General features: G+C 69.5%; 10 protein-coding genes. 3 read left to right on the plus strand and 7 right to left on the minus strand.

From position 1 onward, the window contains the following. Positions 1-122 precede the first annotated feature (122 nt). Positions 123-1889 carry a proteasome ATPase gene (gene arc / locus OG927_RS06000; protein WP_056787482.1) on the minus strand — a complete coding sequence of 589 codons (1767 nt, stop codon included), beginning with the start codon at positions 1887-1889 and terminating at the stop codon, positions 123-125. Between the two features lie 241 nt (positions 1890-2130). Between arc and OG927_RS06005 the strand changes: the two genes are divergently transcribed. After that, positions 2131-2442: a ferredoxin gene (locus OG927_RS06005; RefSeq protein WP_056786496.1), complete on the plus strand. Its 312-nt coding sequence runs from the start codon at positions 2131-2133 to the stop codon at positions 2440-2442. A gap of 5 nt (positions 2443-2447) precedes the next feature. Here OG927_RS06005 and OG927_RS06010 read toward each other — a convergent pair whose 3' ends face one another. The 3 genes from OG927_RS06010 to OG927_RS06020 form a co-directional block, all read right to left on the minus strand. Continuing rightward, a complete protein-coding gene (locus tag OG927_RS06010; protein WP_124282875.1) occupies positions 2448-3038 on the minus strand; it encodes a hypothetical protein in 591 nt (196 codons plus the stop codon). Positions 3039-3284: 246 nt separating this feature from the next. Further along, entirely contained in the window at positions 3285-4196 is a 912-nt protein-coding gene (locus tag OG927_RS06015) for a tRNA (adenine-N1)-methyltransferase (protein ID WP_056786491.1), read from the minus strand. A 63-nt stretch (positions 4197-4259) separates the two neighbouring features. Further along, positions 4260-5510, minus strand: coding sequence for a site-2 protease family protein (locus tag OG927_RS06020; RefSeq protein ID WP_056787478.1), 1251 nt, complete (start codon positions 5508-5510; stop codon positions 4260-4262). 170 nt (positions 5511-5680) lie between these two features. Between OG927_RS06020 and OG927_RS06025 the strand changes: the two genes are divergently transcribed. Further along, a complete protein-coding gene (locus OG927_RS06025; protein WP_307840674.1) occupies positions 5681-6526 on the plus strand; it encodes a RecB family exonuclease in 846 nt (281 codons plus the stop codon). Between the two features lie 9 nt (positions 6527-6535). Further along, positions 6536-7207: a response regulator gene (locus OG927_RS06030; RefSeq protein ID WP_056786485.1), complete on the plus strand. Its 672-nt coding sequence runs from the start codon at positions 6536-6538 to the stop codon at positions 7205-7207. A 76-nt stretch (positions 7208-7283) separates the two neighbouring features. On the opposite strand, the gene OG927_RS06035 is transcribed toward OG927_RS06030, so the two are convergent. The 3 genes from OG927_RS06035 to metH form a co-directional block, all read right to left on the minus strand. After that, positions 7284-8876 (minus strand): ABC transporter substrate-binding protein, encoded by a 1593-nt coding sequence (locus OG927_RS06035; RefSeq protein ID WP_056787472.1) that lies wholly within the window; start codon positions 8874-8876, stop codon positions 7284-7286. A gap of 345 nt (positions 8877-9221) precedes the next feature. Beyond that, entirely contained in the window at positions 9222-9923 is a 702-nt protein-coding gene (locus OG927_RS06040; protein WP_056786482.1) for an HAD family hydrolase, read from the minus strand. Positions 9924-10063: 140 nt separating this feature from the next. Then, positions 10064-13576, minus strand: a complete 3513-nt coding sequence (metH, locus tag OG927_RS06045) for a methionine synthase (protein WP_124282873.1) — start codon at positions 13574-13576, stop codon at positions 10064-10066. Positions 13577-13593: the final 17 nt, after the last annotated feature.

A 13593-nucleotide genomic window follows, 5' to 3' on the forward strand; every position in this document is an offset into this window, starting at 1 on the left:
AGCCTAGAGCGCCTCTGCGCCGGTGGGGAGATCAATTGCGTCATTGTTCGGGTGTGGCCGGACCTGCCGGGAAAACGGCCGGCTGCGGATGCCCTCCCGGGCATCCGCAGCCGGTCTGCGTTTTACAGGTACTGTCCGGTATTTGCCACCGTGTCGATGGAGCGACCGGTGTCCGCGCCCTGCTTTCCGGTGACGAGTGTGCGGATGAACACGATCCGCTCGCCCTTCTTTCCGGAAATCCTGGCCCAGTCGTCCGGGTTCGTGGTGTTGGGCAGGTCCTCGTTCTCCTTGAACTCGTCCACGCACGCCTGGAGGAGATGGGAGACGCGCAGGCCCTTCTGGCGCTGCTCGAGGAATGCCTTGATGGCCATTTTCTTCGCCCGGTCCACGATGTTCTGAATCATCGCTCCGGAGTTGAAGTCCTTGAAGTACAGGACTTCCTTGTCGCCGTTGGCGTACGTCACCTCGAGGAAGCGGTTCTCCTCGGATTCCGTGTACATCCGCTCCACGACGGACTGGATCATGGCGTGGGCTGCGGCTTCCTTCGAGCCGCTGTGCTCGGCCAGGTCGTCCGCGTGCAGCGGCAGCGAGGGCGTGAGGTACTTCGCGAAGATGTCCTTCGCGGCCTCCGCGTCGGGACGCTCGATCTTGATCTTCACATCGAGGCGGCCCGGCCGCAGGATCGCGGGGTCGATCATGTCCTCGCGGTTGGAGGCGCCGATGACGATGACGTTCTCCAGGCCCTCCACCCCGTCGATCTCGGCGAGCAGCTGGGGGACGATGGTGTTCTCCACGTCCGAGCTGACGCCGGAACCACGGGTGCGGAAGAGGGATTCCATCTCGTCGAAGAAGACGATGACGGGAGTGCCCTCGCTCGCCTTCTCCCGGGCACGCTGGAAGACGAGCCGGATGTGCCGCTCGGTCTCGCCGACGTACTTGTTGAGGAGCTCGGGGCCCTTGATATTGAGGAAGTAGCTCTTCCCCGTGGGCTGTCCGGTGACCTCGGCGACCTTCTTGGCCAGCGAGTTGGCGACGGCCTTGGCGATGAGTGTCTTGCCGCAGCCGGGGGGACCGTAGAGCAGGATGCCCTTCGGCGGGCGCAGTTCGTGCTCCTTGAAGAGGTCCGGGTGGAGGTAGGGGAGCTCGACCGCGTCGCGGATCAGCTCGATCTGGTCGCCCAGACCGCCGATCTTGTTGTAGTCGATGTCCGGAACCTCTTCGAGGACGAGCTCCTCGACCTCGCTCTTGGGCACCACTTCGTAGACGTAGCCGGACCTGGGTTCGAGCAGGAGGGCGTCGCCGGGACGGATGGTGATGTCCAGCAGCGGCTCGGCGAGCCGCACCACCCGTTCCTCGTCGGTGTGCCCGACCACCAGGGCGCGTTCGCCGTCCTCGAGGATCTCCTTGAGGGTGACGATGTCCCCGGCCCGCTCGAATGCCATGGCCTCGACCACGTTGAGCGCTTCGTTGAGCATCACTTCCTGGCCTCGCCGGAGGCCTTCGAGCTCGACACTGGGACTGACGTTCACCCGGAGCTTGCGTCCCCCGGTGAAGATGTCGCAGGTGCCGTCCTCGTTGACCTGCAGGAAGACACCGAAGCCGGCCGGGGGCTGGGCAAGCCGGTCGACCTCCTCCTTGAGGGCCACGATCTGGTCGCGGGCCTCCCGGAGCGTACTCGCGAGCCGCTCGTTCTGCGCGGACACGCCTGCCAGGTTGGTCTGCAGCTCGACGATCCGCTCTTCGAGAATCCTCGAATGACGCGGAGAGTCGGCGAGCTTACGTCGCAGGACGGCGATCTCCTGCTCGAGATAGGCAACCTGGCCGGCTGGGTCATCTGACCCCCGCGCGGGCCGGATGCCGCGGTTGATGTCGTCGTCGTGGGCTGCCACGGTCCTCACCTCCTCCAAGGGGAGCTGGACGCTTCCTGACCCTACCTGCGTGGGTGATGATTGAAACCCCTAGATCACAAAGACCCGGGGGTGTGTCCGATCTTCACCCTTGCGCTCTCCCTCACGCCAAGGGAATACCCACCCTTCGGCATCGGAAAGCCGCCGGTTGTATCGTCGAACCGACCAACACCCGTCAGGGCTGGCTCCAATTGGTTCAGATACGCAGGAAACGGCAGGACTCATGACCGTGCGGCAGGACGCTCCGGGCGACAGCGACACACAGGACCTCGAGGTCTGGATCGACCAGGACCTCTGTACGGGCGACGGCATCTGCGTGCAGTACGCACCCGAGGTGTTCGAGCTGGACATCGACGGTCTGGCGTATGTGAAGAGCACCGAGGACGAGCTCCTCCAGGACAAGGGCGCCACCACCCCCGTGCCGCTGCCGCTCCTCCAGGACGTGGTGGATTCGGCCAAGGAATGTCCCGGCGACTGCATTCATGTACGTCGCGTCTCGGACAATGTGGAAGTCTTCGGACCGGACGCGGCGTAACCGGCTCAGGCGCTCCGGTCGGCGTCCCCGGCCGACGCCGACCGGACGAACGCGTTGCCCTTCCACTGCCAGACGGCGCTCTCCTCCTCGTCCGGACAGCAACGCGGCACCGCGGCCGACGAGTAGCCCAGCAGGGTCGCGGAGACCCGGCCGTCGCGGACGGCGAAATCGGTGACCGTCAGCTTCTCGGCGGGGTCCACCAGGGTCGCGACGACCCGGGGTGCGGCCCCGCTCGTGCGTGTCAGGACGTAGACGCCGCTGGGCGGTGTCCCGGAGCCCGCGTCGCAGCGCACGACCGCCACGGTCTCGGGCCGGCCGTCGCCGTCGAGGTCCCCGGGCGCTCTGTGGGTCACGGTCTGCCCGGCGCCGCTGCAGTCCAGGGGGAAGTCGACACCGGCCGGATCGGGTGCGGCGGCCGGTGCGGCGCCGTGCGAGGCGCCGGTGCGGTGCTCGGACGCCGAGGCCGTCGCGGTGGCCGCCTCGGGCTGGAGCAGTCCCGCGCCCGCGACGACGGCGGCCATGGCCGCGGCCGTGGCGAGCCAGTGCACCGGCCTGGTGTCGGTGTGCGCGAGGTCCGGGAGAGCGGAGGTCTGCACGCGCTGTGTCTCCTGTGGTTCATGGGTGCCTGGGACAGGCAGTGCCGAGCGGATGTCGGCGGGCGGGGGTGGCCAGCATCGTGCCACACCTCACACCGGAGGGGAACGGTGGGGTCGCTCCGTCCCTGCCACGGGTGACGAAGAGGCGCCGCCGCCGGGCCCCCGGGTCGGTCCGGGGAACTCGGCGGCGGCGCCTGCGCGTTGTCGTGGGCGGCGTGGCCCGGGCGGGCCGGACCACGGACCGGGTCAGTCCTCGGCGGGGGCGGATCCGCTCCGGCTGCCGGGGCCCTTGTAGTCCTCGCCGTACGCGCCCTTGGAGGGGCGGCGGCGGCGCAGGGGCGGCTCGACGCCGTCCGCGAGCCGGCGGGCGGTCACGAGGAATCCCGTGTGGCCGATCATCCGGTGGTCGGGACGGACGGCCAGTCCCTCGACGTGCCAGTTGCGGATCATCGACTCCCACGGCTGCGGTTCGGCGAAGCAGCCGATCTCGCGGATGGATTCGACGGTCCGCGAGAGCTGGGTGGTCGTCGCGACGTACGCGCAGAGGATGCCGCCGGGCACGAGTGCCTTGGAGACGGCCTCCAGGCATTCCCACGGGGCGAGCATGTCCAGGACGACACGGTCGACGTCGGTGTCCGACAGGTTGTCCTGGAGGTCGCCGACGGTGAGCTGCCAGGCGGGGTGCGGGGAACCGAAGTAGCGCTCGACGTTCTGCTGGGCGATCTCGGCGAAGTCCTCGCGGCGCTCGTAGGAGTGCAGCATGCCCTGCTCGCCGATGGCGCGCAGCAGGAAGGTGCTCAGCGCTCCGGAGCCGACGCCGGCTTCCACGACGCGGGCGCCGGGGAAGATGTCGCCGAAGGCCAGGATCTGCCCCGCGTCCTTGGGGTAGACCACGGCGGCGCCGCGGGGCATGGACAGGACGTAGTCGGGGAGCAGGGGGCGCAGCGCGAGGTAGGCGACGTTTCCCGTGGTACGGACAACACTGCCCTCGGGAGCACCGATCAGCTCGTCGTGGGGGAAAGAACCCTTGTGGGTGTGGAAGTTCTTTCCGGCCTCGAGCGTGAAGGTGTAGTGGCGTCCCTTGGGGTCGGTGAGCTGGACCTGGTCCCCGACTTTGAATGGGCCGCGACGGCGGGCGGCACCGGTCGGTTCGGACATGTGGCCAGCCTACCGGTATTTCGGCGGCCTCCCTCGCGGGGTCCCCGGCGCCGGGGGACGCGGTCAGGCCGAGGGCCGGGCCATGGCGGCGACGAAGGCGCGTTCGACGTCGACGGTGGACAGGACGCCGTAGATCTCGCCGGTCTCCTCGATCACCAGGTACTCGGTGGCGGGGGTGGCCTTGAGCCGGTCCAGGAGTGCTTCGCCCGCGAGTTCGGCGGGGACCTTCATGCCCTCGGTGAGGTCCTGGGCGAGTCCGCTGACGGCCACCCAGGGCCGGCGGTGCTCGGGGACCCCGACGATGGCCGCTTCGCGGACGACGCCCTTGGGGTTGCCCTGCCCGTCGACGACGACGAGGGCGCGGGCACCCGCCTCGTTGGCCCGGCGGAGCGCCTCGGACAGCGGGGTGGCGGACTCCACGGGGACCGCGCGCCGGGTGAGGGTGCGGGCGCGCAGGTCCGGGAGGTGCTCGCGCAGCCGGGCCATGCGCAGGCTGTTGCCCGCGCCGGTCCAGATGATTCCGGCGAGGATCGCGGCGAGCAGGGCGTCGGTCACGGTCTCGAAACCGCTGATCTCACTGGTGGCGTTGCCGAGGGCGCCGGTGTGGGTGAGCAGCGGCAGGCCGACGAGGACGGCGACGGCGAGGCCGCGGCCGACCCACGCGGCGGCGATGGTACCGCTCATGGGCTTGCCCGTGATCTTCCAGACCACGGCGCGGAGCATGCGTCCGCCGTCGAGCGGCAGGCCGGGCAGCAGGTTGAAGGCGGCCACGATGAGGTTGGAGATCATCAGCCCGGCGAGGAGCACTCCGGGGATGGTCCCCGCCTCGACGAACTGGAGGGGGACGTAGAAGACGCCGCCGAGGACGAGGGAGAGCAGGGGGCCCACGAAGGCGAGGACGAACTCGCGGCCCGGTGTCTCGGACTCCTTCTCGATCTCGGAGACGCCGCCGAAGAACTGGAGCTGGATGCGGCGGACCGGGAGCTTGTAGCGCAGGGCTGCGACGGTGTGGGCGAGCTCGTGGACGAGCACCGAGGCGTAGAACGCGATCGCGAAGAAGAGCGCGACGAGGTAGCGGGCGGCGCCGAGCCCGGGCAGGACCCGGTCGAGCTGTCCGCCGAAGACCCAGGTGATCAGCGCGGCGACGACGAACCAGCTGGGCGCCACGTACACGGGCACGCCGAAGGGACGGCCCATCAGGAGGCCGCCGCCGGGGTCTGCCGGGCGCCGCGGTTTGCCCTTCCCGGGCCCGGTGCCGGGGTCCGTGCCCCCTGCGCCGTGCTGCGGGCGCCCGCTGTCGCCGCTCTCGTCCACGTGGTCCCTCCGGTCGGTGGCGTCTGCCACGATCATGCTGCGTGCGAGCTCTGTGGTCGATGGTATGCCGCGGGGTGTCGGTGGCGGGCCGTAGGGTCTGCGACATGACCTCCGTACCGCGCCCGCACCGGCCACCTTCGTCCCTGTCGCCGTCGCGCGCGAGCGATTTCATGCAATGCCCCCTGCTGTACCGCTTCCGGGTCATCGACAGGCTGCCCCAGAAGCCCAGTGAGGCGGCTACCCGGGGCACGCTGGTGCATGCGGTGCTCGAGCGGCTGTTCGACGCCCCTGCGGAGGAGCGCACGGCACCGCGGGCCAGGGCGCTCGTACCCGGTCAGTGGGACCGGCTGCTCGAGTCGAAGCCGGAGCTGGCCGAGCTGTTCTCCGGCGAGGGGGCGGGCGAACGGCTCGCCGGGTGGCTGGACCAGGCGGAACAGCTCGTGGAGAAGTGGTTCTCGCTGGAGGACCCGACGCGCCTGGAGCCGGCCGAGCGGGAGCTGTTCGTCGAGACCGAGCTGGACTCCGGGCTGCGCCTGCGCGGTGTGATCGACCGGATCGACGTGGCCCCGACGGGCGAGGTCCGGATCGTCGACTACAAGACGGGCAAGGCGCCGCGGCCGGAGTACTCCGAGGGCGCGCTGTTCCAGATGAAGTTCTACGCGCTGGTGATCTGGCGCCTGAAGAACGTGGTGCCGCGGCGGCTGCAGCTGGTGTACCTGGGCAGCGGTGACGTGCTGACGTACGACCCGGTGCCGGCCGATCTGGAGCGGGTGGAGCGCAAGCTGCTCGCCCTGTGGGAGGCGATCACGCTGGCGACGGAGACGGGTGAGTGGCGCCCCCGGCCGACGAAGCTGTGCGGATGGTGCGACCACCAGGCCGTCTGTCCCGAGTTCGGCGGGACTCCCCCGGTTTATCCGCTGTCGGTCCGCCCGGCCGAGTCGGTGGAGGGTGTGCAGGGCAGAATGGAGCCGGTCCGGGCCGAGGCCGGCCAGCCGGCGGCCCTCGAAAGCCCTTAAGGAGAATCCGTGGCAATCCGCGTCCTGCTGGTCGATGATCAACCGCTGCTGCGCACCGGCTTCCGGATGATCCTGGAGGCCGAGGGCGACCTCGCGGTGGTCGGTGAGGCCGGTGACGGCCTGCAGGCCATCGACCAGGTGCGGGCCCTGCAGCCCGACGTCGTGCTGATGGACATCCGGATGCCGCGGATGGACGGTGTCGAGGCCACCCGCCAGATCACGGGTCCGGGACGGGACGGTCCGGCGAAGGTACTGGTGCTGACGACCTTCGACCTCGACGAGTACGTGGTCGAGGCGCTGCGCGCGGGCGCCAGCGGCTTCCTCCTGAAGGACGCTCCGGCCGTCGAGCTGGTGCAGGCCATCCGGGTGGTGGCGGCCGGCGAGGCGATGCTGGCGCCGAGCATCACGCGCCGGCTGCTCGACAAGTACGCGGACCACCTGCCCTCGGGCGAGGACCCCGTCCCGGACGCGCTGCACACCCTGACCGACCGCGAGGTGGAAGTGCTGAAGCTGGTGGCGCGCGGCCTGTCGAACGCGGAGATCGCCGCTGACCTTTTCGTGAGCGAGACGACGGTCAAGACGCATGTGGGCCACGTGCTGACGAAGCTGGGCCTGCGCGACCGGGTGCAGGCAGCGGTCTACGCGTACGAGAGCGGCCTGGTGCGTCCCGGGGCGCAGTGAGCGCGAGCGGTACGGAAAGGCCGATGCGGTCCGGAGCCAGTGGCTCCGGACCGCATCGGCTTTTCGGTGTGCCGGCTCAGCCGGTGCTGTTCTTGAGCTCCCAGAGCTGCAGGTCGGCCGAGGAGGTGACGGCCCACTCCACGCCGGTCAGGCCGTCGCGGGAGGCGACGTACTGCTTGCCCTGCCAGACCGGGAGGACGGGGACGTCGGTGGCGACGATGTCCTGGATCTTCGAGAAGGTCTCGGCCGCGGCGCTGCGGTCCGCCACCCGCCGGGACTCCGGGATGAGGGTGTCCTGGATGAGGGTGGACTCGTAGGGCGAGTTGAGGAAGTTGTTCTTGTCGAGGAACGGCGCCGTGTAGGTGTCGGGGTCCGGGAAGTCGGGGAACCATCCCATGCCGTAGACCGCGTAGTCGCCGTTGCTCTGCGCGGCCCGGTACTTGGCCCAGGGAGTGCCCTTGACGTCGACCTCGAAGAGCTTCGAGTCGTTGAGCTGCTTGCCCAGCGCCTTGTACTCGGCGGCGGTGGCGGGACCGTAGTGGTCCGTCGTGTAGTGCAGCGTGAACTTCACCGGCGTCGAGATGCCGGCCCTCTCCAGGATCTTCCCGGCCTCGTCGACGTCGGGCTCGCCGTACTTGTTGAAGAAGGAGTTGGTGTGGTTGGTGATGCCGCTCGGGATCAGCGAGTAGAGCGGTTCGGCCGTGGTGCCGTACACGCCGCTCGCGATGGCGCCCCGGTCGATGATCTGGGCCATGGCCTGGCGCACGGCCTTGTCCTTGACCGCCGGGTCCTCGGTGTTGAAGGCCATGTAGCTGATGGCGAGGCCGGGCATCTCCGTGAGCTTGATGCCGTCCACCGGATCCTGGAGCATCTTCTGGGCCTGCTCGGGCGACATGGTGCGCGTCATCATGTCGATCTCCCCGTCCTCGAGCGCCTTGCCCATGGCCACGGCGTCGGGGTAGAGGTCGAGCTCCACCTTGTTGTTGAGGATCTTCACGTCGCCCTTGTACTTGGGGTTCTTGGTGAAGACCATCTTGACGACCTGGTCGCCCTTGACCTCGGGCTTCATGGTGTACGGGCCGGACCCGTCGACCTCGAAGCCCTCGCGGGGGCTCTTCGCCGGGTACTTGTCCTTCTGCACGATGCCGGCGGCCGGGGTCGCGAGCTTGTACGGGAAGGTCGCGTCCGGGGTCTTCAGGTGGAAGACGATCTGGTCCTCCCCCTTGGTCTCCATCGTGTCGATGTTGGCGAGCAGACCGACGGGACCGGCCTCGTCCTCGATGTCGAGCACGCGCTGGATGGAGTACTTCACGTCGTCCGGAGTGACGGGCGTGCCGTCCGCGAAGGTCAGGCCGGCGCGGAGGGTGCAGCGGTAGCTCTCGTTCTCCGTGTCGGTGAACGCGCAGCTCCGGGCCGCCTCGGGCACGGGCTCACCGCCGCCGCGCGGGATGTGGGTCAGCGTCTGCACCGTCTGGCGCAGCACGTTCCAGACTCCCGCCTCGTAGCCGATCGCCGGGTCGAACGGCGCCGGCGCCTCGGAGGAGGAGGAGAACTGGTCCGTCGTCCCGACAACGATGGCATCGCCCTCGCCTTCCGACCCGCCACAGGCGGCGAGCACGGGCGCCAGCAGGCCCACTACGGCCGGCAGCACCAGCGTCTTGCGGTTCATCTGGACGTTCTCCACTCATTCCGGCCTGTGAGAAATCCGAGATTAGTAGGCGCCGCGAGGCGACTTGACCGGTGCTCGCGGGCCCCGTATCCACTCGGTGATCGCTCATGACCGCGCGTCTATGTCACGCTCGGGAATGATTCGTACAGTGATCCATGAAACCGGACGTATGGGTGCGTGAAACGGGCAGCCGGGCTTGGAACGGGCTCCCGCGGACGTGACACCAAGTGACGAAGGTCACTCTCCCGGCGGACGCCCTTCGTTGACATGCACCTGGCTTGTGCGCTGTGCCCGGGGAGGTCGCCGCCTGCCGCGCACGCCGCGGGGCGACGCTCGGTGCTCGGATCAGGGCGTTTCGGTGACCAGGGCGCGCAGGAAGGCGAGGTCCACCTGTTCGAGCGACGGAACGACCACCCGTCCCGGCGCGACGGCGATCGGTGCCACGGACGGCACGGCGACCACCCGGCAGCCCGCGGCCTCGGCTGCGGCGACTCCCGTCGCGGTGTCCTCGACGACCGCGCAGCGCCACGGGTCCGCCCCGAAGCCGGCCGCCGCGGCGAGATAGGGCTCGGGGTGGGGCTTCGTCCGGGCCACCTCGTCACCCGCGATCGTGAGCGCGAAGTGGTGGCGGCCCACCGAGTCCAGCACCCGCTCGATGATCCTCCGGTGGGACGCCGAGACCAGGGCCGTGGGCACCTCGTGCGCGGCGAGCTCGGCGAGCAGCCGGGCGGCGCCGGGCATCAGCGGCACCCCGCGGCCGATGCGCTTCTCGAAGCGGTCGTTGAGCAGGACCGTGAGCTCCTCGATGGCGATGTCGGCGCCGGTGACGTCGATGAGGTAGCCGGCACTGCGGGTCATCGGCCCGCCGACGACCACGTCGCGCCATGCCTCGTCGAGCCGGTGCCCGAGGTCGGCGAAGACCTCGACCTCCACGTCCCACCAGAAGCCCTCGGTGTCGACCAGGGTGCCGTCCATGTCGAGAAGAACCGCCTGCAGGGCGGAGCCTTCGGCCGTGCGGGTCAAGGACGCGGGGACCGTACTGGTCATCCGGCACACCTCCGTGAGGGACGAGAAGGCCGGCCGCGTTCCCGGTGGGAACGGCGACCGGCCTGCACTGGACCGACCATTCTACGACTCGTCCGGCTACGGCGCGGGGTACGGCGCCCCACCGTGCGTCGAACGGCTCACTACCGTGCGTTGAAGTACTTCGCCTCGGGGTGGTGGATGACGATCGCGTCCGTGGACTGCTCCGGGTGCAGCTGGAACTCCTCGGACAGCTTCACACCGATGCGCTCGGGCTCCAGGAGCGCGGCGATCTTCGCCCGGTCCTCCAGGTCGGGGCAGGCACCGTAGCCGAGGGAGAAGCGCGCTCCGCGGTACTTCAGCGCGAACATCTCCTCGACGTCGGACGGGTCCTCCCCGGCGAAGCCCAGCTCGCTGCGGACGCGCGCGTGCCAGTACTCGGCGAGCGCCTCGGCCAGCTGCACGGACAGGCCGTGCAGCTCCAGGTAGTCGCGGTAGGAATTCGCTTCGAAGAGCTCGGCGGTGGCACCGCCGATCTTCGAGCCGACCGTCACGACCTGGAGTCCGATCACGTCCGTCTCCCCCGACTCCTCGGGACGGAAGAAGTCCGCGAGACAGAGGCGGCGGCCGCGGCGCTGGCGCGGGAAGGTGAAGCGGGTGCGCTCGGAGCCGTCCTCGTGCAGCAGGATCAGGTCGTCGCCCTTGGAGACGCACGGGAAGTAGCCGTAGACGACGGCGGCCTCCAGCAGGTTCTCGGTGTGGAGCTTGTCGAGCCAGCCGCGCAGGTGCGGACGGCCCTCGGTCTCCACGAGCTCCTCGTACGTCGGCCCGTCGCCCGCGCGGGCCTGCTTGAGGCCCCACTGGCCCTTGAAGAGGGCGCCCTCGTCCAGCCAGGAGGCGTACTCCTTGAGCTGGATCCCCTTCACCACGCGGGTGCCCCAGAACGGCGGCTCGGGGACCGGGTTGGTGACGGACACGTCGGAGCGCACCCCCTCCTCCGTCTCCTCGGCCTCCGGCACGGCGATGTCCCGCTTGGGCACCCTGCGCTGCTTCAGCTCGGGCAGGGTGGCGCCCGGGACGCCCCGCTTGACGGCGATGAGGGCGTCCATCAGGCGCAGCCCCTCGAAGGCGTCACGGGCGTAGCGGACCTCGCCCTCGTAGATCTCGTGCAGGTCCTGCTCGACGTAGGCCCGGGTGAGGGCGGCGCCGCCGAGGATCACCGGGTAGTCGGCCGACAGCTTGCGCTGGTTCAGCTCCTCCAGGTTCTCCTTCATGATCACGGTCGACTTCACCAGGAGACCGGACATGCCGATGACGTCGGCCCGGTGCTCCTCGGCGGCCTCCAGGATCGCGGAGACGGGCTGCTTGATGCCCAGGTTGACGACGTTGTAGCCGTTGTTCGACAGGATGATGTCGACGAGGTTCTTGCCGATGTCGTGGACGTCGCCGCGGACCGTGGCGAGCACGATGGTGCCCTTGCCGTCGGCGTCGGACTTCTCCATGTGCGGCTCGAGGTGCGCCACCGCGGTCTTCATGACCTCGGCGGACTGCAGCACGAAGGGCAGCTGCATCTGGCCGGAGCCGAAGAGCTCGCCGACGACCTTCATGCCCGCGAGCAGGGTGTCGTTGACGATGTCGAGGGCGGGCCGGGTCCGCAGGGCCTCGTCGAGGTCGGTCTCCAGGCCGTTCTTCTCGCCGTCGATGATGCGGCGCTGCAGGCGCTCGTCCAGCGGCAGGGCGAGGAGTTCCTCCGCCTTGCCCGCCTTCATCGACTTCATGTTGACGCCCTCGAAGAGCTCCATGAGCCGCTGCAGCGGGTCGTAGCCCTCGGCGCGCCGGTCGTACACGAGGTCGAGGGCGACCTTGACCTGCTCCTCCTCCAGCCGGGCGATCGGCAGGATCTTGGAGGCGTGCACGATCGCCGAGTCCAGACCGGCCTTGACGCACTCGTCGAGGAAGACGGAGTTCAGGACGACGCGGGCGGCCGGGTTCAGGCCGAAGGAGATGTTGGACAGGCCGAGCGTGGTCTGTACGTCGGGGTGCCGCTTCTTCAGCTCGCGGATCGCCTCGATCGTGGCGATGCCGTCCTTGCGGGACTCCTCCTGGCCCGTACAGATGGTGAAGGTCAGGCAGTCGATGAGGATGTCCGCCTCGTGGATGCCCCAGTTGCCCGTGAGGTCCTCGATGAGGCGCTCGGCGATGGCGACCTTGTGCTCGACGGTGCGGGCCTGGCCCTCCTCGTCGATGGTCAGCGCGATCAGCGCGGCACCGTGTTCGGAGGCCAGCGCGCTGACCTTGGCGAAGCGGGACTCGGGGCCGTCGCCGTCCTCGTAGTTGACGGAGTTGAGGACGGCTCGTCCGCCGAGCTTCTCCAGACCGGCCCGCAGCACGGGGAGTTCGGTGGAGTCCAGGACGATGGGGAGGGTCGAGGCGGTGGCGAAACGGCCGGCCAGCTCCTCCATGTCGGCGACGCCGTCGCGGCCCACGTAGTCGACGCAGAGGTCGAGCATGTGCGCGCCCTCGCGGATCTGGTCGCGGGCCATCTCCACGCAGTCGTCCCAGCGCGCGCCCAGCATGGCCTCGCGGAACTTCTTCGACCCGTTGGCGTTCGTGCGCTCGCCGATCGCCAGGTAGGAGGTGTCCTGGCGGAACGGGACGGTCTGGTAGAGCGAGGCGGCGCCCGGTTCGGGGCGCGGCTCGCGGACGGTGGGTGCCATGCCGCGGACCCGCTCGACGACCTGCCGCAGGTGCTCGGGGGTCGTGCCGCAGCAGCCGCCGACCAGGGAGAGGCCGTACTCGCGCACGAAGGTCTCCTGGGCGTCCGCGAGCTCGGCCGGGGACAGCGGGTAGTGCGCGCCGTTCTTGCCGAGCACCGGCAGGCCGGCGTTCGGCATGCAGGAGAGCGGGATGCGGGAGTGCCGGGCGAGGTAGCGCAGGTGCTCGCTCATCTCGGCGGGGCCGGTGGCACAGTTCAGGCCGATCATGTCGATGCCGAGCGGCTCGAGCGCGGTCAGCGCGGCACCGATCTCGGAGCCGAGCAGCATCGTGCCGGTCGTCTCGACGGTGACGGAGCAGATGACCGGCAGGTCGGCGCCGGTGGCTTCGAGGGCGCGCCGGGCGCCGATGACGGACGCCTTGGTCTGCAGGAGGTCCTGGGTGGTCTCCACCAGGAGGGCGTCGGCGCCGCCGGCGATCATGCCTTCGGCGTTCTGCTGGTAGGCGTCGCGGAGCTTGTCGTACGGGGCGTGGCCCAGGGTCGGCAGTTTGGTGCCGGGGCCCATGGATCCCAGTACCCAGCGCTGCTGCCCGGTGGACGCGGTGAACTCGTCGGCCACCTCGCGTGCGATGCGCGCGCCGGACTCGGAGAGCTCGAAGACCCGCTCCGGAATGTCGTACTCGCCGAGGGCCGCGAGGTTCGCGCCGAAGGTGTTGGTCTCGACGCAGTCGACGCCGACCGCGAAGTACTCCTCGTGCACCGAACGGACGATGTCGGGCCGGGTCGCGTTCAGGACCTCGTTGCAGCCTTCGAGGTTCTGGAAGTCCTCGAGGGTGGGGTCCTGGGCCTGGAGCATCGTGCCCATGGCACCGTCCGCCACGACCACTCGGGTGGCGAGAGCCTCCCGTAGGGCCGCGGCACGGGTCCGGCTGTCAGCGGAAGGGGTCGGCAACGAGGCCATGGATGTTCTCCCTGGAA

It is taken from the genome of Streptomyces clavifer (assembly GCF_036345975.1).
Classification (GTDB): Bacteria; Actinomycetota; Actinomycetes; order Streptomycetales; family Streptomycetaceae; genus Streptomyces; species Streptomyces clavifer.

Bases quoted from the DNA above. Each gene is read 5' to 3' on its own strand.
- OG927_RS06005 (WP_056786496.1), top strand. From the start codon at position 2,131: ATGACCGTGCGGCAGGACGCTCCGGGCGACAGCGACACACAGGACCTC.
- OG927_RS06015 (WP_056786491.1), bottom strand. From the start codon at position 4,196: ATGTCCGAACCGACCGGTGCCGCCCGCCGTCGCGGCCCATTCAAAGTC.
- OG927_RS06025 (WP_307840674.1), top strand. From the start codon at position 5,681: ATGCAATGCCCCCTGCTGTACCGCTTCCGGGTCATCGACAGGCTGCCC.
- OG927_RS06035 (WP_056787472.1), bottom strand. From the start codon at position 8,876: ATGAACCGCAAGACGCTGGTGCTGCCGGCCGTAGTGGGCCTGCTGGCG.
- OG927_RS06040 (WP_056786482.1), bottom strand. From the start codon at position 9,923: ATGACCAGTACGGTCCCCGCGTCCTTGACCCGCACGGCCGAAGGCTCC.
- metH (WP_124282873.1), bottom strand. From the start codon at position 13,576: ATGGCCTCGTTGCCGACCCCTTCCGCTGACAGCCGGACCCGTGCCGCG.